Consider the following 17,861-nt stretch of genomic DNA (forward strand, 5'->3'; position numbering starts at 1 on the left):
TCGGACACATGAAGCTCGAGCTGCGCGGCATAACGAAGAGGTTCGGCGCACTGACGGCCAACGACCACATCGACCTGGTCGTCCAGCCCGGAGAGATCCACTGCCTTCTCGGCGAGAACGGCGCAGGAAAATCGACCCTGATGAACGTCCTCTACGGCCTCTACCAGGCCGACGAGGGCGAGATCCTCATCGACGACGTCGTGCAGCACTTCTCCGGCCCCGGCGACGCGATGAACGCGGGCATCGGCATGGTGCACCAGCACTTCATGCTCGTCCCCGTCTTCACCGTGGCGGAGAACGTGATGCTGGGCCACGAGAAGACCACCTTCGGCGGTCGCCTCGACCTCGCCGCCGCCCGCCGCCAGGTCAAGGAGATCTCCGACCGCTTCGGGTTCGACGTCGATCCGGACGCCGTCGTCGAGGACCTCCCCGTCGGCGTGCAGCAGCGGGTCGAGATCATCAAGGCGCTGTCGCGCGAGGCCAGCATCCTGGTCTTCGACGAGCCGACCGCCGTGCTCACCCCGCAGGAGACCGACGAGCTCATGGCGACGATGCGCCAGCTCAAGGAGCAGGGCACCGCCATCGTCTTCATCACCCACAAGCTCCGTGAGGTCCGCGAGGTCGCCGACCGCATCACGGTGATCCGTCTCGGCAAGGTCGTCGGAGAGGCCTCCCCGACCGCGTCGAACACCGAGCTCGCCTCCCTCATGGTCGGCCGTGCGGTCGAGCTCACCGTCCACAAGGACGCCCCGAACCTCCGCACCAACTCCCTGGTGGTCGAGAACCTCACCGTGACGGACGTCACCGGAGCGGTCCTCGTCGACGAGGCCTCCTTCGAGGTCCGCGGCGGCGAGGTCCTCGCCATCGCCGGCGTGCAGGGCAACGGCCAGACCGAGCTCACCGAGGCGCTGATGGGCCTGCAGGACAGGGTCCGCGGCAGCATCCGCCTGAACGGCGAGGAGCTGGTCGGCCGCACCGTCAAGCAGATCCTCGACGTCGGCGTCGGCTTCGTCCCCGAGGACCGCGGCGTCGACGGTCTCGTGAAGGAGTTCTCGATCGCCGAGAACCTCATGCTCGACCGCTCCAACGGCGCCCCGTTCGTGAAAAACGGCGCCCTCCAGCTGCGCGTGCGCGATGACTTCGCCCGCGAGAAGATCGCCGAGTTCGACATCAGGACCCAGGGGCCGACGCAGGCCGCAGGGCGTCTCTCGGGCGGCAACCAGCAGAAGGTCGTGCTCGCCCGCGAGCTGAGCCGCGACCTGTCGCTCTTCGTGGCAGCGCAGCCGACCCGCGGCGTCGACGTCGGCTCGATCGAGTTCATCCACAAGCGCGTGATCGAGACGCGCGACTCCGGCGTCCCCGTGATCGTGATCTCCACCGAGCTCGACGAGGTCACCGCCCTCGCCGATCGGATCCTGGTGATGTACCGCGGCAAGATCGTCGGCATCGTCCCGGGAGACACCCCGCGCGACACCCTCGGTCTGATGATGGCAGGCGCCGCGAACGAAGGAGCCCAGGCATGACCTCCGCCCAGACCCAGCCCGACGCGGCCACGACCGCGCCGGAGGCTCCGGCGCCCTCGAAGTGGCGCGCCGCTCTCACCGAGATCGTCAGCGGCAACGCCCTCGTCTCGGTCCTCGCCGTGCTCGCGGCCATCATCGTCGGCTCGCTCATGATCGCGCTGACGGACCCCGAGGTCCAGGCGGCGTCGAGCTACTTCTTCGCGGCGCCCATGGACACGCTGAACGCGATCGGCAGCGCCGTCGGAGGCGCGTACGCCGCTCTCTTCCGCGGATCGATCTACAACTTCAACGCCGACTCCTTCCTCATCGGCATCCGTCCGCTGACGGAGACGCTGAAGTTCGCCACGCCGCTGATCGCGGCCGGCCTCGGCGTCGGACTCGCGTTCCGCGCCGGCCTCTTCAACATCGGCGGCCAGGGGCAGATGCTGATGGCGGCTGCCGCTGCCGGATACGTCGCCACCGCATGGGACCTCCCGTTCCCGCTGCACATGATCGCCGCGCTCATCGCCGGCATCGTCGCCGGTGCGATCTGGGCCGGCATCGCCGGTCTCCTCAAGGCTCGCACCGGTGCGCACGAGGTGATCGTGACGATCATGCTCAACCACATCGCGTTCTACCTCCTGGCCTGGATGCTGGCGACGCAGGGACTGCTGCAGGCGCCGGGCTCGAACAACCCGAAGACCGCGCCCATGGCGGAGAACGCGATCTTCCCGCTCATCCTCGGCCCGATGTACAAGCTGCACCTCGGCTTCCTCCTCGCCCTCGTCGCGGTGGCCATCACGTGGTGGCTGCTGGAGCGCTCGAGCCTCGGCTTCCGCTTCCGCGCCGTGGGGGAGAACCCCGCAGCCGCCCGCACCGCCGGCATCTCGGTGGGGCGCATGTACTTCACGGTCATGCTCATCGCCGGAGCCCTCGTCGGCCTCGCCGGCGTCAGCCAGGTGCTCGGCACCGAGCCGAAGGGCTTCAGCGGCGGCATCGACGCGGGCATCGGCTTCGATGCGATCACGGTCGCCCTGCTCGGGCGCTCGCGCCCGCTCGGCATCCTGGGCGCAGGACTCCTGTTCGGCGCCTTCAAGACCGGCGGATTCACGATGCAGGCGTCCCAGGGGGTGCCGATCGAGATCGTCCTCGTCGTGCAGTCCCTGATCGTGCTGTTCATCGCGGCGCCGCCGCTCGTGCGGGCCATGTTCGGTCTCCCGCAGCCCGGTCGCGCGAGCCGCCGACAGCGTCGCGCCGCGAAGAAGGAGGTGTCGGCATGAGCGTGCAGACTCTCGATGCAGAGCCCCGTACCGTCGCGGTCGTCTCCTGGAAGACACCGATCATCTTCAGCGTGGTCACCGTGTTGTTCGCGCTGCTTCCGCTGCTCGTGTCCCGTCCGGGCGACTCGACGTTCAAGCTCACCGCTGGTTCCGAGCTGATCGCGATCCCGAACCTCGTCGTGCCCGGTACCGCGACCGCGTGGATCGCCGTGATCATCGCGGCCGCGATCTCCGCTGCGGCGTGGTTCCTGGCGTCGAAGCGACGCGCCATCCCGCTGTGGCTCACCGCCGTCTTCGCGATCGCGCTGATCTTCGGCTTCCTGTCATGGGCCGCCGCAGGCAGCTCGGGCACGCTGCCGATGATCGGTCTGCTCGGCGGTGCACTGGCACTCGCCACTCCGCTGATCTTCGGTGCCCTGGGCGGCGTGATCGGCGAGCGGGCCGGCGTGGTGAACATCGCCATCGAGGCCCAGCTGCTGGCCGGCGCCTTCACGGCGGCGATCGTCGGGTCGGCCACCGGCTCCCCGTGGGCTGGGCTCATCGCCGCGATGGCGGCGGGCGTGCTCGTCGCGCTGATCCTCGGCGTCTTCGCCATCACCTACTACGTCGACCAGGTCATCGTCGGCGTCGTGCTGAACGTGCTGGTCATCGGCGTCACGACCTTCCTGTTCCGGCAGGTGCTCGCGCCCAACCAGGCGACCCTGAACACGGTCACCCCGTTCGAGGTGCTGCCGATCCCGCTCCTCAGCGAGATCCCGATCCTCGGGCCGATCCTGTTCCGACAGACGATCGTCGTGTACCTCATGTACATCGTCGTGTTCGTCGTGTGGTTCGGCATGTACCGCACCCGGTGGGGTCTGCGCATGCGTGCCGTCGGCGAGCACCCGCAGGCCGCCGACACCGTGGGCATCAACGTCGCCCGCACGCGCTACATGAACGTGCTGATCGCCGGCGCCATCGCCGGCATGGGCGGCGCGTTCTACACGCTCGTCTCCGTGCCGCGGTTCAACCCCGAGATGACCGCTGGTGCGGGCTTCATCGCCCTCGCCGCCGTGATCTTCGGAAAGTGGGACCCGATCAAGGCCACGCTGGCGGCGCTGCTGTTCGGCTTCGCGACGAACCTGCAGGGCGTGCTGAGCGTCATCGGCTCCCCGGTGCCCAGCCAGTTCATGCTGATGCTGCCGTACGTCGTCACGATCTTCGCCGTGGCAGGCCTCGTCGGACGCTCCCGTCCGCCGGCGGCCGACGGCGATCCGTACATCAAGTCCTAGGAGAGACATGACCGACATCGACTGGGACGACCTGAGACAGGTCGCGACCGATGCCATGACGAAGGCGTACGCGCCGTACTCGCGCTACCGGGTCGGCGCCGCCGCACTGGTCAGCGACGGCAGGGTCGTCGCCGGATGCAACGTCGAGAACGCCTCCTACGGAGTGACGCTGTGCGCGGAGTGCGCGCTGGTCGGCGATCTGCACATGTCGGGCGGCGGCAAGCTCGTCGCCTTCGTGTGCGTCAACAACGACGGCGAGACGATCATGCCGTGCGGCCGCTGCCGCCAGCTGCTGTTCGAGCACGCCATGCCCGGGATGCTCCTGGAGACCGTCTCCGGCATCCGCACCATCGATGAAGTACTGCCGGATGCGTTCGGCCCCCGAGACCTTGAGGACGTTCGCTGATGTCTGTTGAGCCCTTCGACGCCGTCGACGTGATCCGCGCGAAGCGCGACGGCGGGATGGTCCCCGAGCCGGCGCTGCGCTGGATGGTCGACGCCTACACCCGCGGCTACGTGTCCGACGCGCAGATGGCGTCGTTCGCGATGGCCGTGTTCCAGCGCGGCATGGAGCGCGACGAGATCCGGGTGCTGACCGACGCGATGATCGCCACGGGGGAGCGCATGAGCTTCGCGAGCCTGGGCAAGAAGACCGTCGACAAGCACTCCACCGGCGGCGTCGGCGACAAGATCACCCTTCCGCTCGCCCCGCTCGTCGCCGTGTTCGGCGTCGCGGTACCGCAGCTCTCCGGACGCGGTCTCGGCCACACGGGCGGCACGCTCGACAAGCTCGAGTCGATCCCCGGCTGGCGCGCGGCGCTCAGCAACGAGGAGATGTTCGCGCAGATGCAGAGCGACGTCGGCGCCGTGATCTGCGCGGCGGGCTCCGGCCTCGCCCCCGCCGACAAGAAGCTCTACGCCCTGCGCGACGTCACCGGCACGGTCGAGGCGATCCCGCTGATCGCGTCGAGCATCATGTCGAAGAAGATCGCCGAGGGCACCGATGCTCTGGTGCTGGACGTGAAGTTCGGCTCCGGCGCGTTCATGCAGGACATCGACCGCGCCCGCGAGCTGGCCCGCACGATGGTCGCGCTGGGCACCGACTCCGGCGTGGCGACCACGGCGCTGCTGACCGACATGAACGTGCCGCTCGGACTCGCGATCGGCAACGCCAACGAGGTGCGCGAATCGGTCGAGGTGCTCGCCGGCGGCGGCCCCTCCGACGTGCGTGAGCTCACCCTCGCTCTGGCCAAGGAGATGCTCGCCCTCGCCGGACAGCCGGATGCCGATGTGGAGAAGGCGCTCGACGACGGACGTGCGATGGACAGCTGGAAGGCGATGATCCGCGCCCAGGACGGCGACCCGGATGCCGCGCTGCCGACCGCTCGCGAGACGCACGTCGTCACGGCGGACGCCGACGGCGTCGTGTCGCGCATGGATGCGCTCCCGTTCGGGATCGCCGCGTGGCGTCTCGGCGCCGGCCGTGCCAGGGCCGAGGACCCCGTGGTCTTCGAGGCGGGCATCGATCTGCACGCCAAGCCCGGCGACCGTGTCGTGGCGGGGCAGCCGCTGTTCACGCTGTCCGCGGCCGACGAGGCGCGGTTCCCCCGCGCGCTCGAGGCTCTCGCGGGCTCGTGGGAGATCGGCGACGAGGCTCCGGCCTCCGGCCCGATCGTGCGCGAGCGCATCACGGCCTGAGCGCCGACCGCTAGCCTGTACAGAGCGAACCTGCGACCGAGAGGAACTTCCATGTCGATCGACGCGAACGGCGACGTCTCCATTCAGGGAGCGTCACTGCGCAGCCTGCCGAAGGTGTCGCTGCACGACCACCTCGACGGCGCTCTGCGCCCGGCCACCATCATCGAGCTCGCGGATGCCATCGGGCTCGAGGTGCCGGAGAGCAGCCCCGTCGAACTCGGGAAGTGGTTCGCGACGAAGAGCGACTCCGGGTCGCTCGTCGAGTACCTGAAGACCTTCGACCTCACGACCGCCGTCATGCAGACGCAGGAGGGCCTGACCAGGGTCGCCCGGGAGTTCGTGCAGGACCTGGCGGCCGACGGCGTCATCTACGGCGAGGTCCGCTGGGCGCCGGAGCAGCATCTCGCGCGCGGCCTCACGCTGGAGCAGACCGTCGAGGCCGTGCAGCAGGGCATCGAGGAGGGCGAGGACGCCGTCGACCGCGCGGGTCGCAGCATCCGCGTCGGCCAGCTGATCACCGCGATGCGGCACACCGACCGTGCGCGTGAGATCGCGGAGCTCGCGGTGGACTTCCGCGGTCGCGGAGCCGTGGGCTTCGACATCGCCGGTCCGGAGGACGGCTTCCCGCCGTCCAACCACCGTGCGGCCTTCGACTACCTCGCCGGGAACTTCTTCCCGGTCACCGTGCATGCCGGAGAGGCGGCCGGTCTCGCATCGATCCGCTCTGCACTGCTCGACGGCCGCGCGCTGCGCCTCGGTCACGGCGTGCGCATCGCCGAGGACCTCGAGGTGATCACGGAGGAGGGCGACGAGGTGCAGGTGCAGTTCGGCGACCTCGCCCGCTGGGTGCGCGATCGCGAGATCCCGCTCGAGCTCTCGCCCTCGTCGAACCTGCAGACCGGCGCGATCGAGAAGTGGGGCAGGACGCTCGCCGACCACCCCTTCGACCTGCTCTACCAGCTCGGCTTCGCCGTGACGGTGAACGTCGACAACCGCACCATGAGCGCCACCTCGCTCACCCGCGAGCTGGCCCTGCTCGTCGAGGCCTTCGAGTACGACCTCGACGACCTGGAGACCTTCCAGTTCAACGCCGCTGCTGCGGCCTTCCTCCCGGTCGAGGAGCGGGAAGAGCTCGTTGAGATGATCGCCGAAGGCTTCGACATCTAGATCACGATGGCCGGGGGGAAGCGCAAGCGCAAGGTCATCGCATTCATCATCACCGCGGTAGTGCTCCTGGGAGGGGGAGCGGCCGGGGCCTACGCCTGGATTGCTGGACGCGCTCCCGAGGAGCCTGTCCCGCGCGCGGAGGCGGGGATGATCGAGCATCCGCTCACCCCTGCCCAGCAGCTGGTCGCCGATGCCGACGATCCGCAGGCGTGCGCGGTGACGTTCTCGGGAGAGGGCGCTCCCGCCGATCCCCTGCTGCAGTCGCAGGCGGCGCTGTATCAGAACCTCCCGATCCCGGCGATCGAGGGGAAGGTGTTCGCGGGCTGGTATCCCACGGCGGCAGCAGCGGCGGCGTTCGACCCGGCGGCCCGTGTGAACGGCGCCGATCCCGTGGTGTGCACCGACCAGCAAGTCGAGCTTTTCGCCTCGTGGAAGACGCCGGAGGAGAACGTCGCGGAGAACGCGAAGATCCCGATCCTCATGTACCACCAGTTCACGGCGAACCCCGAGGGGGAGAAGGGCTGGCTGCGCGGCAACTACGCGTACATCGGCGACTTCGACGCGCAGATGAACCACATCGCGACGACCGGCTTCTACCTCCCCACCTGGGACGAGCTCAGCGCCTTCATCGACGGGAAGCTCTATCTGCCTGCGCGCTCCGTGATCATCACCGACGACGACGCCGACCAGACCTGGTTCGATCTCGCCGTCCCGGTGATCGACAAGTACAAGCTGCTGTCGACGTCGTTCATGATCACGGCCGCTCGACAGGATCCTGCGCCGTCGATCTACGTGCAGCGGCGCTCGCACACCCACGACATGCACCAGGCCGGCGACAACGGCAAGGGCCGCATGGTCAACTGGACGGCGGATCAGATCGCCGCCGATCTCAACACCTCGGGGGACATCCTCGGTGTGCGCCAGGTGATCGCCTATCCGTACGGACACTACAACGACACGGCGAAGCAGGGCGTGACGCAGGCGGGCTACGAGATGGCACGCACCATCGAGCCGGGACTCGTGGGGATCGGCACCGACAAGCTCGCGCTGCCGGTGGTGCGGATCGACTACGGGATGACGGTGGACTCGCTGATCAAGCGCATCGGCTGAGTGCGCCCGCTGCGGCAGGATGGGGGCATGCCCTCCGCCTCCGTCGTGATCGCCGGTCCTGCCTCCTGGAACTCGATCGTGGTGCTCGACAGGCTCCCCGAACCGGTGCCGCACATGCAGTTCGCCGAGGCGGGCTGGGACACCGTCGGCGGCACCAGCGCGGGGAAGGCGCTGAGTCTCACCGGGCTCGGTCGCTCCGTGCTGCTCTACGCGCAGTCGGGGGCTGACGAGCACGGAGACCGTGTGCGCGCCGCACTGAGCGCTGCCGGAGTGCCGGTGCGCTGGGGTATCGGTACGACCGAACGCCACATCAACCTGATGACCCGAGCGGGCGCGCGGGTCTCGCTGTACCTCTCGACCCCCGCCGCCACCGCGGGCGACGATGACGACGAGCTGCGCGCCGCGATGGCCGCAGCAGATGCGATCGTGCTCGATCTCGCCGCCGAGCCGCTGCGGATGCTGCCCCTCGCCCGAGAGAGCGGACGACCGCTCTGGGTCGACGTGCACGACTACGACGGCGAGGCGGAGTTCCACCTGCCCTTCCTGGAGGCGGCGGATGCCGTCTTCTGCAATGCCGACAGGCTCGCCGATCCTGTCGCCTTCCTGCGCTCGTGCATCGATCGTGGCGCCGGACTCGCGGTGTGCACCCTCGGCTCCGACGGTGCGGTCGGGGTGGATGCCGATGGCGTCGAGCACCGTGTGGCGGCGGAGCCCGTTGACGTGGTCGACACGAACGGCGCGGGCGACGCGTTCCTCGCGGGCGTCCTCGACGCGCGGCTGTCGGGCGCTGCGGTTCCGGAGGCGCTGGCAGCCGGGGCGCGGTCGGCGGCGACGGTGCTCGGCACGAGACACCTGCATCCGCTCCTCGACACCGTGCTCGGCTGATCCGCTCGTCAGCGGCGAGCGACCCCCGGATGCGTCGCAAGATACTCCTCGAAAGCCTCCGCCGACGTGCGTGAGGGAGCGAACCCGAAGACATCCTTCAGCCGTGCGTTGGCCAGCACCGGACGGTAGCGGAGGAACGGCACCTTCTCCGGGCCGCGCTCGGTGAGCCGCAGCGTCCTTCCGATCCGCAGGCCGGCCGACAACGCCCAGGCGGGCAGCACGAGCAGGGGTTTGCCGAGTCGTGCGGCGATCTCGGGCACCGTCATCCGTCCGTCGCCGGCGACGTTGAAGATCCCCGCAGGGCCGTCCGTCGCCGCGCGCACCATCGCTGCGGCCACGTCGTCGACCCAGACGAACACGAAAGGGGAGTCGGAGCCGGCGATGCGCAGGAGGCGCCGGCCGTCCCAGAGTGCGGTGATCTGGTTGCGCACGGTCGGACCGAGGATGGTGCCGATGCGGAACACCACCTGCTCCAGCTCAGGGTGCGCGTCTCGGTAGGAGGCGAGCATCTCCTCGACCAGGCGCTTGTGCCGCGAGTACGGGAAGGCATCGTTGCCCCGCAGCGGCTGGTCCTCGTCGATCCAGTCCGGGTTGTCAGGGTGGTAGCCGTAGGCCGCCCCGGAGCTGGACACGACGATCCGGCGCACACCGGTCTCGACGCAGGCCGCGAGCACCTGGGCGGAGCCGGTCACGTCGACGCGGTACTCGAGCTCGACGTCGCGTCCGGGGTTGACGATGGCGGCGAGGTGCACCACCGTGTCGATCCGGTGCGCCCGCAGCACGGGTGCGATCGCGTCGGCATCCGTGACGTCCAGCACTTCGTCGACGATGCCGTCGCGCGGAGTTCCCGCGCGGACATCGGCGGAGACGACGAGCTCGACGTCCTCGCGAACGGCGAGAGCCGCGACCACGTGCGACCCGAGGAACCCGCCGCCCCCGGTGATGAGCACGCGGCTCATGACGCCGCCTTCAGCGTCGCGTCTCCGGTGGCGGAGCCGGTCCGATGCTTCGTGTGCCGCGCCCAGAGACCGGCGACCACGAGGCCGGCGATGATGTCCCAGATGCCCCACCAGCCCGCGACGATCGCCATGCCGCCGAGACCGTCGAAGAACAGGAACACGAGGCCGAGACCGAGACCGGCGTTGCGGATGCCGACCTCGAAGGTCATGGCCTTGCGCTCCCGGGTGCCGAGCCCGCCGACCACGGCCGTGCCGTAGCCGAGCGCCAGCGCCACCGCGTCGTGCACCGTGACGACGAGCAGGATGATCCCGAGCACCTGCACGAAGACGGCCCAGTTGCCCACGAGCGCCACGAGGATGAAGCCGAGCAGGGTGAGCAGGCTGAACCACTTCACGAAGGGCTGCACCCGTCGGGTGAGTGCGGGGAGCTTCGCGCGGATCAGGAGCCCGACCGCGAACGGCAGGCCGACGATCAGCAGGATCTCGACGAGCATCCGCCACGGGTCGAGTTCGACGGAGCGGAGCAGCGTGCGGGCCGTCGGGTGCAGAGACCCCCAGAACGTGATGCTGAGGGGCATGGCGACGATGTAGACGAGGTTGCCCACGGCGGTGAGCGAGACCGACAGCGCGACGTTGCCCCCGGAGCGGTGCGTGAGGACCTGAGAGATGTTGCCCGGCGGGCAGCAGGCCACGAGCAGCATCCCCAGCGCCATCGACGGCGCCACGGGAAGCACGAGGGTGAGCAGGAAGGTCGCGATGGGAAGCAGGAGCAGCTGCGCGAGGATCGCGATGACGAACGGCTTCGGATGCTTGGCGACCACCCGGAAGTCCTCGGGGGAGGTGTCCAGCGCGATGCCCAGCATGATGAGGCCCAGGACGATGTTGAGGATGGTGAGGGACCCGGGGGAGAACGTCAGCACGACGTCGTCGACGTTCATGCTCCCGCCTCCAGCGCGTCCTTCTCGCGGCGGACGGCTCCGCGGTAGGCGTCCTTGTTGACGTAGTACGCCATGCGGTCCAGGCCCAGGTAGTGGTACCCGCCGGTGAGGTCCGGCCACGGCGAGCCCGTCACGCGGTCGCGGAACCGCGCGGCGCGCGCGGGGTCGGTCTCGACGGCATCCAGGTAGGCGGCGAGCAGATCGGCCTGCTCGTAGCGCCCCTGCCAGCCGATGCCCGACGCCTCGACCATGCCCATCACGTAGAGTCCGTTGAACGAGGCGGGGAACAGGTTCAGGAACAGACGCGGCGAGGCGCCGCGCCAGTGCAGGTGCGTCTTGTCGACGAACGGGTAGTCGAGCGTGTAGCCGGTCGCCAGCATCACCAGGTCGTACTCTCCGGTGCTCCCGTCGCGGAAGCGCACGACCGGGCCGTCGAACCTCTCGATGTCGGCACGGACACGCAGATCGCCCTGCCCCAGGTGGTTGAGGATCAGCGTGTTCACGATCGGGTGCGACTCGTAGATGCGGTAGTCGGGCTCCGGGAATCCGAACCGGACGGGGTCTCCCGTGAACGCCCTCAGCACGCGGGTGTCGACGGCCTGCTTGATGCGCGCGGGGAGGGGGCGCCCCTGGTTCAGTGTGTCGCTGGGCCTGCCGAACAGGTAGCGCGGGACGAAGTAGTAGCCGCGGCGGACGCTCATGTCGACGGATGCCGCGTGGTGCACGGCATCCACGGCGATGTCGCAGCCGGAGTTGCCCGCCCCGATCAGCAGCACGCGCTTGCCGGCGAGCTGCGCCGCGCTCTTGTACGCGCTCGTATGCAGGATCTCCCCGGTGAACTCGCCGGGGAAGACTGGCACGTTCGGCTCGGCGAGGGTGCCGTTCGCGAGGACGACGCCCGCGTACCAGCGGGTGCTCGTCCCGTCGGGACCGGTGGCGGTGAGATCCCAGCCGCCGTCACGCGGCTCGAGACGCGTGACCGTGGTCTCGAAGCGGAAGAGCCCGGTGAGCCCGAACTGCTCGGCGTACTCGCGGAAGTATTCGAGCAGCACCCGGTGGCCCGGGTAGTCGACGTCCGAGCGCATCGGGAACTCGGCGAACTCGGTCGTCGTCCGGGAGGAGATGAGGTGCGCCGACTCGTACATGGTGCTGCGCGGGTTCGAGATGTCCCAGAGGCCGCCGACCCCGTGCGAGGCCTCGTAGCCGTCGACCGGGATTCCACGGCTGGTCAGGGCTCTGGCGGCGGCGAGGCCGGAGGGCCCCGCGCCGATGACGGCGTACGTGTTCATGAGTCTCCCTGCACATCGCTGTGCTCCGGTCGGGTCCGGTGAATCGATCGTAACCGTATCGCACCGCCCCGGCCGGAGCACAGGAGGAAGTCTCTAGACGACGCCGAGCTGCCCCTGGCGGGCGATCACGGCATCCCGGATCGAGCGGAACAGCGGATGCTCGGGATCGAGTCCGGTGACTTCGGCGGTCAGCGCCGTGGCGTCCTCGTCATGCAGCCTCTGCTGCAGCTCCACAGCCTGCGGATCGGCCGGTTCGACGAACTCGAGTGCAGCCGACACCGCGGCGACGAGCCCCGCCGTGGAGAGGCCGCGCTCGCTCGCCATCGCGGCGGGGCCGATGAAGCGCTCGTGGCGGGAGAGCTTGCGCAGCGGCTGACGACCGACGCGGTCGACGCTGTCCTCCAGCTCGGGGTTGCGGAAGCGCTCCAGGATCTTCGCCCGGTACGCGGCGAGATCGGCCGGGTCGAGCCCGTGCTCGGCCGTCAGGACGGCAGAGGTCTCCTCCAGGGCGGCTTCGACGCTTCTCGCCACATCGGGATCCGCCAGCGCCGCGGCGATCGAGGTGGCGCCGACGCGGGCGCCGAAGTACGCCGTCGCCGCGTGGCCGGTGTTGACCGTGAAGAGCTTGCGCTCGATGTACGGAGCGAGATCGTCGACGAAGTGCGCCCCGGGGATCGACGGACGGGACTTGCCGAAGGGCCCCGCCTCGATCGCCCACTCGACGTACGGCTCCACCGTGACGTCGACGCCCTGCCCCGGCGCCTGAGCGGGAACGATGCGGTCGACGGCGGTGTTCGCGAACACGGCCTTCGCCAGCAGCTCCGCGGCATCCGCCCCCGCGGCCTTCTCGACCTCCGCACGCAGCTGGTCGGTGGCGCCGATCGCGTTCTCGCAGGCCATGATCTGCAGCGGAGGAGCGTCCGCGCTGCGGCGACGGAGCCCCGCGACGATCGACGGAGCCACGAATCGCAGCACCGTGGGGCCGACGGCGGTCGTCGCGACGTCCGCCGTGGAGAGCTCGTCGGCGACGGCATCCGGGTCCAGACGGCTGTTGACCGCCCGGAAGCCGGTGACGACGTGATCCACTCCGCCGGGGCCGGCCTCGTGCACGGTGTACTCCGAGGCCACGTTGATCGCGTCGACGAGCTCGTCGGCGACGTCGGAGAACACGATCTCGTACCCGCCGTCGTGCAGCAGCAGTCCGACGAATCCGCGGCCGATGTTGCCCGCGCCGAAGTGGACCGCCTTCATCAGGCGTTCACCGCCGAGAGGAGGGCGTACAGCTCGTCGGCCGTCTGCGCCGCCGCGAGCTTCGCGACCTCGTCGTCATCGGAGAACAGGATCGCGATCTGGGAGAGGATCTCGAGGTGCTCGTCGCCCTTGCCGGCGATGCCCACCACGAAGTTGGCCTGCTCTCCCGCCCAGTCGACTCCGCCGTCGTAGCGCACGACGGACAGGGCCGAGGCGAGGATCTCGTCCTTCGTCTCGTTGGTGCCGTGCGGGATCGCCAGGCCGTTGCCCATGAACGTGGACACGGTCTCCTCACGCTGACGCATCGCCTCGACGTAGGCGGGCGTCACCGCGCCGACGGAGACGAGGATGTCGGTGGCCTCCTGGAGAGCCGCCTCCTGCGAGACGGACCCCGCGTGGATGCGGACCTGTCCGGGGGTGAGAACGCTCATGGTGTTTCCTTTCTGAGTGTGGTGGCGGGGCGGGTGCCGCAGCATCCGCCCCGCCGGTCTGTCACGCGTCGGAGGCGCGCTGTTCCTGGACCATCTCGACGACCTCTTCGTACTTCGGAGAGTTCATGAAGTTGTCGACGGAGACGTGCAGCGAGTTCGGGGACTGCGCCTTCGCGCGGTCGGTCAGCTGCTGCTGGGTGATGACAACATCGGCCGTGCCGTCGAGGTTCGCGATCGCCTGGTTGATGATCGTGAGGTCCTCGATGCCCGCCTTCTTGAACTTGTTGCGCAGCACGCTCGCGCCCATGGCGGAGGACCCCATGCCGGCGTCGCACGCGAACACGATCTTCGAGATCGGAGCGGTGAGTGTCGCGGTCGTCGAGGACTCGGACGTCGCGGTTGCGGTGGCGCCGCGCAGCGCGTCCATCGCCGCCGAGGACTTGCCCTTGTTCGCCTCGGTCTGGGCGATGGCTGCGCCGAAGTTGTCCTCGGCCTCGAGATCCCGCTTACGAGAGGCCCGAAGGATGACGCCGGTGATGAGGAACGTCACGGTCGCGGCGATGACGACGGACAGGTAGACGACCAGCAGGTTGCCGACGCCCGAACCGATGGCCGCCGCAGTGACGGCAATGATGCTGCCGGGAGCAGCTGGGAAGCCGAGGCCGCCGCCGAGAACCATGTTCGTCGTGACACCGGCGGCTCCGCCGGCGATGAGGGCGAGGATCGTGGTCGGCTTGCTCAGCGCATACGGGAAGTAGATCTCGTGGATACCGCCGAAGAAGTGAATGATCGCCGCACCGGGCGCGGAGGCCTTTGCAGCTCCTACGCCGAAGAAGGTGAATGCAAGCAGCAGTCCGATCCCGGGGCCGGGGTTGGCTTCGATGAGGAAGAGAATCGACTTGCCGGCCTCGGTCGCCTGCTCGATGCCGAGAGGCGTGAACACACCGTGGTTGATCGCATTGTTGAGGAACAGGACCTTCGCCGGCTCGACGATGATGGAGACGACCGGAAGCAGGTGCAGCGAGACGAGCCAGTCGACCGCAGTTCCGAGAGCGCCGCTGATCCCGAGCATGATCGGACCGAAGCCGAAGAAGCCGAGGATCGCGAGCACCATGCCGAGGATTCCGGCCGAGAAGTTGTTTACGAGCATCTCGAAGCCCGGACGGATCTTGCCGTCCCAGAGCTTGTCCATCTGCTTCGTGATCCACGCGGCGAGCGGACCCATGATCATCGCGCCGAGGAACATCGGGATGTTCGTGCCGACGATGACGCCCACCGTCGCGATCGAGGCGACGACGCCCCCGCGCTCGCCGTAGATCATGCGCCCACCGGTGTTGGCGATGAGCAGCGGCAGCAGGTACGTGACCATCGGGCCGACCAGGCCGACGTAGGCCATGATGTTGCTGCCGTCGCTCTCGGCCAGCGCCGTCATAGCGCCGTTCCAACCGATGGTGGCGGAGTCCCCTCCACCGCCGATGATCTCCGAGACCGGGAACCAATGCCAGCCGAACGGGCTCTCGGCGCCGAAGAAGCCGACGGTGATAAACAGCATCGTGATGAAGCCCCACGCGATGAACGCGGCGATGTTCGGCATGATCATGCCCGAGAGGAACGTGCCGAAGCGCTGCACGCCCACTCGGAGGCCACCGGGCTTGGTGGCGGGTGACGTCGTCGTCATGATGGTCTCTTTCAGTGTTGAGGGAGGGTAGCCGCGAGGGTGGTCACGGCGGTTCGGGCGGATGCCGCATCGTCTGCGGCGAGGGCGGCCTCAGCGAGGCTGCGCGCCTCGTCGAGGGTGCGGGTGGCGAGGATGCGGCGGACGTCGGCCAGGGCCGACGGAGCCATGGAGAGACTCGTCGCTCCCAGGCCGATGAGCACGACGGCGAGCAGCGGATCGGCCGCGGCCTCTCCGCAGATCCCGACGGGCTTGCCCAGCCGGGCGCCGGCGGTGCCCACCTCGCGGACGAGGCGCAGCACGGCGGGGTGCCAGGGGTCCTGGAAGCCCGCCACCGAACCGAGCAGGCGGTCGGCGGCCATCGTGTACTGTGTGAGGTCGTTCGTGCCGATCGAGGCGAAGTCCGCGTGTGCCAGGACCCGATCGGCGAGCAGCGCGCTCGACGGCACCTCGACCATCACTCCCGCCGTCTTCAGGCCGTACTCACGCGCGAGGGTCGTGAAGTACACGGTCTCCTCGACGGTGGCGACCATCGGCGCCATGACCCAGAGGTCGGCGTCGGTCTCGGCATCCGCCTCCGCGAGTGCCGTGAGCTGCTCGCGAAGGATGTCCTCGCTGGCGCGCAGAGCACGCAGGCCGCGAAGCCCCAGTGCGGGGTTCTCCTCGTGCGAGTCGTTGAGGAACGCCAGCGGCTTGTCGGCGCCCGCGTCGAGCATCCGCACGACCACCTTCTTGCCGGGGAACGCCGCGAGCAGCTCGCGATAGGACTCGCGCTGCTGCGCGATCGTCGGAGCCTGCGCCGAGGAGAGGAACAGGAACTCCGTGCGGAAGAGCCCGACGCCCTCGGCCCCGCGCGCGACGGCATCGGCCGCGTCTGCAGGCTTTCCCAGATTCGCCAGCAGCGCGATGCGCGTGCCGTCGGCGAGGGCGCCGGGAGTCAGTGGTGCCGCATCCGCCGAGAGGCGTGCGGCGGCGCGCTCGGCGGCGCGGGTCTTCTCTTCGTCGCTCGGGTCGGCCGTGACGATCCCGGCTGCGGCGTCGACGATGACCGTCTGGCCGGTGGCGAGGTCTGCGGCCGCTGCGGCGCCGACGATCGCGACGATGCCCTTCTCCCTGGCCAGGATCGCCGTGTGGGACGTGGGTCCGCCGTCGAACGTGACGAGGGCGAGCACCTTCTCCAGGTCGAGCAGAGCGGTGTCAGCGGGAGCGAGGTCGCGGGCGACCAGGACGAACGGGTGACCGGGATCGGGCACGCCGGGGGCGTCGATCCCGCGCAGCCGCGCGAGCACCCGCTGGGCGATGTCGTCGAGGTCTGCGGCGCGCTCGCCGAGGTAGCCGCCGACAGCCTCCAGAGTCGCTCGGAAGCCGGCGAATGCGTCGTGCACAGCCCACTCCGCGGTGCCGCCGGCGTTCAGACGCTCGTCGATCTCGTCCTGGAGGGTCGGGTCCTCGGCGATCATCGCCTGGGCCTCGAGCACCTCCTGCGCCGATCCTCCTGCGGTCGCGCCTCGGGCGGTCAGCTCCTGCGCCACGGCGGCGACGGCCTCGCGGGCGCGCGTCCGCTCGGCGTCCGCGCCGAGGGTGCTCGTGGTGTTCTGCGGCGCGGGCATGGCCTCCGTCATGCGCACCACGGGGCCCTGGGCGACGCCCAGGCCGATCCCGACTCCTCTGAGCTCGGTCATCCGGCGCTCTCCTGGTCGTGGTCGGTGGTCAGCAGCTCCGTGAGCGTGTCGAGCACGCCCTCGGCGTTCTCGCCGTCCGCGGTGAGGGTCACGTAGTCGCCGAACTCGATCGCCAGGGCGATCACCCCGAGGATGCTGGCGGCGTTGACGGCCTTGCCCGAGTCCTTCGCGATCGTGACGGTGATGCCCGAATCCTTCGCCGCCTGGGCGAACAGCTTCGCGGGGCGGGCGTGCAGGCCGTGGGATGAGCCGATCCGTACGGTGCGTGTGGCGGTCATGATCTTCCTTCCGAAGAGGTCCGGTTGTCAGCGAGGAGGGCGCGGACGAGCGCGAACGTGCGGCGCCCGTCACGGTCGGAGAAGACATCGTCGGGGAGCACGGCGACCGGCATCGGCAGGACCTCCTGCAGATCGGCGGCGCGGTCCTTCAGGTGCGGTCCGACGAGGATCAGGTCGGCGCTGGACTCGGTGACCGCCTGAGCGGTGCCCGCGGAGGTCTCCCAGTCGAACCCCGCAGTCTCGGCTGCGCGGCGAAGACGCTGCGCGACGAAGGTGCTCGACGCGCCCGCACCGCAAATCACGAGGATCTTCATTGATTCCGCCTTCCTGAGAACAGTCTGTGAGCCGATGGGGGTGCGCGGCCAACACGAACCTTTCCGCCCCCGCGGAACGTCGCCTTCCGCCCCTGGCTCCCCGGATGCTGACATCATGGGATGCGCGGGAC

The 17,861-nt window shown here is 69.3% G+C and carries 17 protein-coding genes; 8 read left to right on the forward strand and 9 right to left on the reverse strand.

The genetic code is table 11. The features are described from left to right. The first annotated feature begins 8 nt into the window (after positions 1–8). Genes ACFY5A_RS18025 through ACFY5A_RS18060 form a run of 8 tightly spaced genes read left to right on the forward strand, consistent with a single transcriptional unit; the run spans position 9 to position 8,913 of the window. Complete coding sequence (locus ACFY5A_RS18025) at positions 9–1,523, forward strand: ABC transporter ATP-binding protein (RefSeq protein WP_341941688.1); 1,515 nt, start codon at positions 9–11, stop codon at positions 1,521–1,523. Next, complete coding sequence (locus ACFY5A_RS18030; RefSeq protein WP_341941689.1) at positions 1,520–2,782, forward strand: ABC transporter permease; 1,263 nt, start codon at positions 1,520–1,522, stop codon at positions 2,780–2,782. The genes ACFY5A_RS18025 and ACFY5A_RS18030 overlap by 4 nt, the downstream gene beginning before the upstream one ends. After that, entirely contained in the window at positions 2,779–4,053 is a 1,275-nt protein-coding gene (locus ACFY5A_RS18035) for an ABC transporter permease (RefSeq protein ID WP_341941690.1), read from the forward strand. The genes ACFY5A_RS18030 and ACFY5A_RS18035 overlap by 4 nt, the downstream gene beginning before the upstream one ends. Before the next feature lie 7 nt (positions 4,054–4,060). After that, on the forward strand, positions 4,061–4,459 hold the full coding sequence (locus tag ACFY5A_RS18040) for a cytidine deaminase (RefSeq protein ID WP_341941691.1): 399 nt from the start codon (positions 4,061–4,063) through the stop codon (positions 4,457–4,459). Next, positions 4,459–5,751 carry a thymidine phosphorylase gene (locus ACFY5A_RS18045; RefSeq protein ID WP_341941692.1) on the forward strand — a complete coding sequence of 431 codons (1,293 nt, stop codon included), beginning with the start codon at positions 4,459–4,461 and terminating at the stop codon, positions 5,749–5,751. Before ACFY5A_RS18040 ends, ACFY5A_RS18045 begins: the two co-directional genes overlap by 1 nt. A 51-nt stretch (positions 5,752–5,802) precedes the next feature. After that, on the forward strand, positions 5,803–6,918 hold the full coding sequence (locus tag ACFY5A_RS18050) for an adenosine deaminase (RefSeq protein WP_387236294.1): 1,116 nt from the start codon (positions 5,803–5,805) through the stop codon (positions 6,916–6,918). 6 nt (positions 6,919–6,924) lie between these two features. Next, on the forward strand, positions 6,925–8,028 hold the full coding sequence (locus ACFY5A_RS18055; protein WP_387236297.1) for a polysaccharide deacetylase family protein: 1,104 nt from the start codon (positions 6,925–6,927) through the stop codon (positions 8,026–8,028). 27 nt (positions 8,029–8,055) lie between these two features. Further along, positions 8,056–8,913: a carbohydrate kinase family protein gene (locus tag ACFY5A_RS18060; RefSeq protein WP_387236300.1), complete on the forward strand. Its 858-nt coding sequence runs from the start codon at positions 8,056–8,058 to the stop codon at positions 8,911–8,913. A gap of 8 nt (positions 8,914–8,921) precedes the next feature. On the opposite strand, the gene ACFY5A_RS18065 is transcribed toward ACFY5A_RS18060, so the two are convergent. From ACFY5A_RS18065 to ACFY5A_RS18105, 9 genes are all read right to left on the reverse strand, one after another. After that, a complete protein-coding gene (locus tag ACFY5A_RS18065) occupies positions 8,922–9,872 on the reverse strand; it encodes an SDR family oxidoreductase (RefSeq protein WP_387236303.1) in 951 nt (316 codons plus the stop codon). Next, on the reverse strand, positions 9,869–10,810 hold the full coding sequence (locus ACFY5A_RS18070) for a bile acid:sodium symporter family protein (protein WP_387236306.1): 942 nt from the start codon (positions 10,808–10,810) through the stop codon (positions 9,869–9,871). Before ACFY5A_RS18070 ends, ACFY5A_RS18065 begins: the two co-directional genes overlap by 4 nt. Beyond that, positions 10,807–12,099 (reverse strand): flavin-containing monooxygenase, encoded by a 1,293-nt coding sequence (locus ACFY5A_RS18075; protein ID WP_387236309.1) that lies wholly within the window; start codon positions 12,097–12,099, stop codon positions 10,807–10,809. Before ACFY5A_RS18075 ends, ACFY5A_RS18070 begins: the two co-directional genes overlap by 4 nt. Before the next feature lie 93 nt (positions 12,100–12,192). Continuing rightward, positions 12,193–13,350, reverse strand: coding sequence for a mannitol-1-phosphate 5-dehydrogenase (locus ACFY5A_RS18080; RefSeq protein WP_387236312.1), 1,158 nt, complete (start codon positions 13,348–13,350; stop codon positions 12,193–12,195). Further along, positions 13,350–13,781: a PTS sugar transporter subunit IIA gene (locus ACFY5A_RS18085; protein ID WP_341941699.1), complete on the reverse strand. Its 432-nt coding sequence runs from the start codon at positions 13,779–13,781 to the stop codon at positions 13,350–13,352. The genes ACFY5A_RS18080 and ACFY5A_RS18085 overlap by 1 nt, the downstream gene beginning before the upstream one ends. A 61-nt stretch (positions 13,782–13,842) precedes the next feature. Next, positions 13,843–15,459 carry a PTS mannitol transporter subunit IICB gene (locus tag ACFY5A_RS18090; RefSeq protein WP_387236315.1) on the reverse strand — a complete coding sequence of 539 codons (1,617 nt, stop codon included), beginning with the start codon at positions 15,457–15,459 and terminating at the stop codon, positions 13,843–13,845. A gap of 11 nt (positions 15,460–15,470) precedes the next feature. Next, complete coding sequence (ptsP, locus tag ACFY5A_RS18095) at positions 15,471–17,138, reverse strand: phosphoenolpyruvate--protein phosphotransferase (RefSeq protein WP_387236318.1); 1,668 nt, start codon at positions 17,136–17,138, stop codon at positions 15,471–15,473. Next, complete coding sequence (locus tag ACFY5A_RS18100) at positions 17,135–17,416, reverse strand: HPr family phosphocarrier protein (protein ID WP_387236321.1); 282 nt, start codon at positions 17,414–17,416, stop codon at positions 17,135–17,137. The genes ptsP and ACFY5A_RS18100 overlap by 4 nt, the downstream gene beginning before the upstream one ends. Then, positions 17,413–17,730 (reverse strand): PTS sugar transporter subunit IIB, encoded by a 318-nt coding sequence (locus ACFY5A_RS18105; protein ID WP_387236324.1) that lies wholly within the window; start codon positions 17,728–17,730, stop codon positions 17,413–17,415. Before ACFY5A_RS18105 ends, ACFY5A_RS18100 begins: the two co-directional genes overlap by 4 nt. Positions 17,731–17,861: the final 131 nt, after the last annotated feature.

This window comes from Microbacterium sp. NPDC012755, assembly GCF_042901325.1.
In the GTDB taxonomy this organism is placed as follows: domain Bacteria; phylum Actinomycetota; class Actinomycetes; order Actinomycetales; family Microbacteriaceae; genus Microbacterium; species Microbacterium natoriense.

Excerpts from the sequence above, each read along its gene's own strand:
- ACFY5A_RS18025 (WP_341941688.1), top strand. The coding sequence starts at position 9 with ATGAAGCTCGAGCTGCGCGGCATAACGAAGAGGTTCGGCGCACTGACG.
- ACFY5A_RS18030 (WP_341941689.1), top strand. The coding sequence starts at position 1,520 with ATGACCTCCGCCCAGACCCAGCCCGACGCGGCCACGACCGCGCCGGAG.
- ACFY5A_RS18035 (WP_341941690.1), top strand. The coding sequence starts at position 2,779 with ATGAGCGTGCAGACTCTCGATGCAGAGCCCCGTACCGTCGCGGTCGTC.
- ACFY5A_RS18040 (WP_341941691.1), top strand. The coding sequence starts at position 4,061 with ATGACCGACATCGACTGGGACGACCTGAGACAGGTCGCGACCGATGCC.
- ACFY5A_RS18045 (WP_341941692.1), top strand. The coding sequence starts at position 4,459 with ATGTCTGTTGAGCCCTTCGACGCCGTCGACGTGATCCGCGCGAAGCGC.
- ACFY5A_RS18050 (WP_387236294.1), top strand. The coding sequence starts at position 5,803 with ATGTCGATCGACGCGAACGGCGACGTCTCCATTCAGGGAGCGTCACTG.
- ACFY5A_RS18055 (WP_387236297.1), top strand. The coding sequence starts at position 6,925 with ATGGCCGGGGGGAAGCGCAAGCGCAAGGTCATCGCATTCATCATCACC.
- ACFY5A_RS18060 (WP_387236300.1), top strand. The coding sequence starts at position 8,056 with ATGCCCTCCGCCTCCGTCGTGATCGCCGGTCCTGCCTCCTGGAACTCG.
- ACFY5A_RS18065 (WP_387236303.1), bottom strand. The coding sequence starts at position 9,872 with ATGAGCCGCGTGCTCATCACCGGGGGCGGCGGGTTCCTCGGGTCGCAC.
- ACFY5A_RS18070 (WP_387236306.1), bottom strand. The coding sequence starts at position 10,810 with ATGAACGTCGACGACGTCGTGCTGACGTTCTCCCCCGGGTCCCTCACC.
- ACFY5A_RS18075 (WP_387236309.1), bottom strand. The coding sequence starts at position 12,099 with ATGAACACGTACGCCGTCATCGGCGCGGGGCCCTCCGGCCTCGCCGCC.
- ACFY5A_RS18080 (WP_387236312.1), bottom strand. The coding sequence starts at position 13,350 with ATGAAGGCGGTCCACTTCGGCGCGGGCAACATCGGCCGCGGATTCGTC.
- ACFY5A_RS18085 (WP_341941699.1), bottom strand. The coding sequence starts at position 13,781 with ATGAGCGTTCTCACCCCCGGACAGGTCCGCATCCACGCGGGGTCCGTC.
- ACFY5A_RS18090 (WP_387236315.1), bottom strand. The coding sequence starts at position 15,459 with ATGACGACGACGTCACCCGCCACCAAGCCCGGTGGCCTCCGAGTGGGC.
- ptsP (WP_387236318.1), bottom strand. The coding sequence starts at position 17,138 with ATGACCGAGCTCAGAGGAGTCGGGATCGGCCTGGGCGTCGCCCAGGGC.
- ACFY5A_RS18100 (WP_387236321.1), bottom strand. The coding sequence starts at position 17,416 with ATGACCGCCACACGCACCGTACGGATCGGCTCATCCCACGGCCTGCAC.
- ACFY5A_RS18105 (WP_387236324.1), bottom strand. The coding sequence starts at position 17,730 with ATGAAGATCCTCGTGATTTGCGGTGCGGGCGCGTCGAGCACCTTCGTC.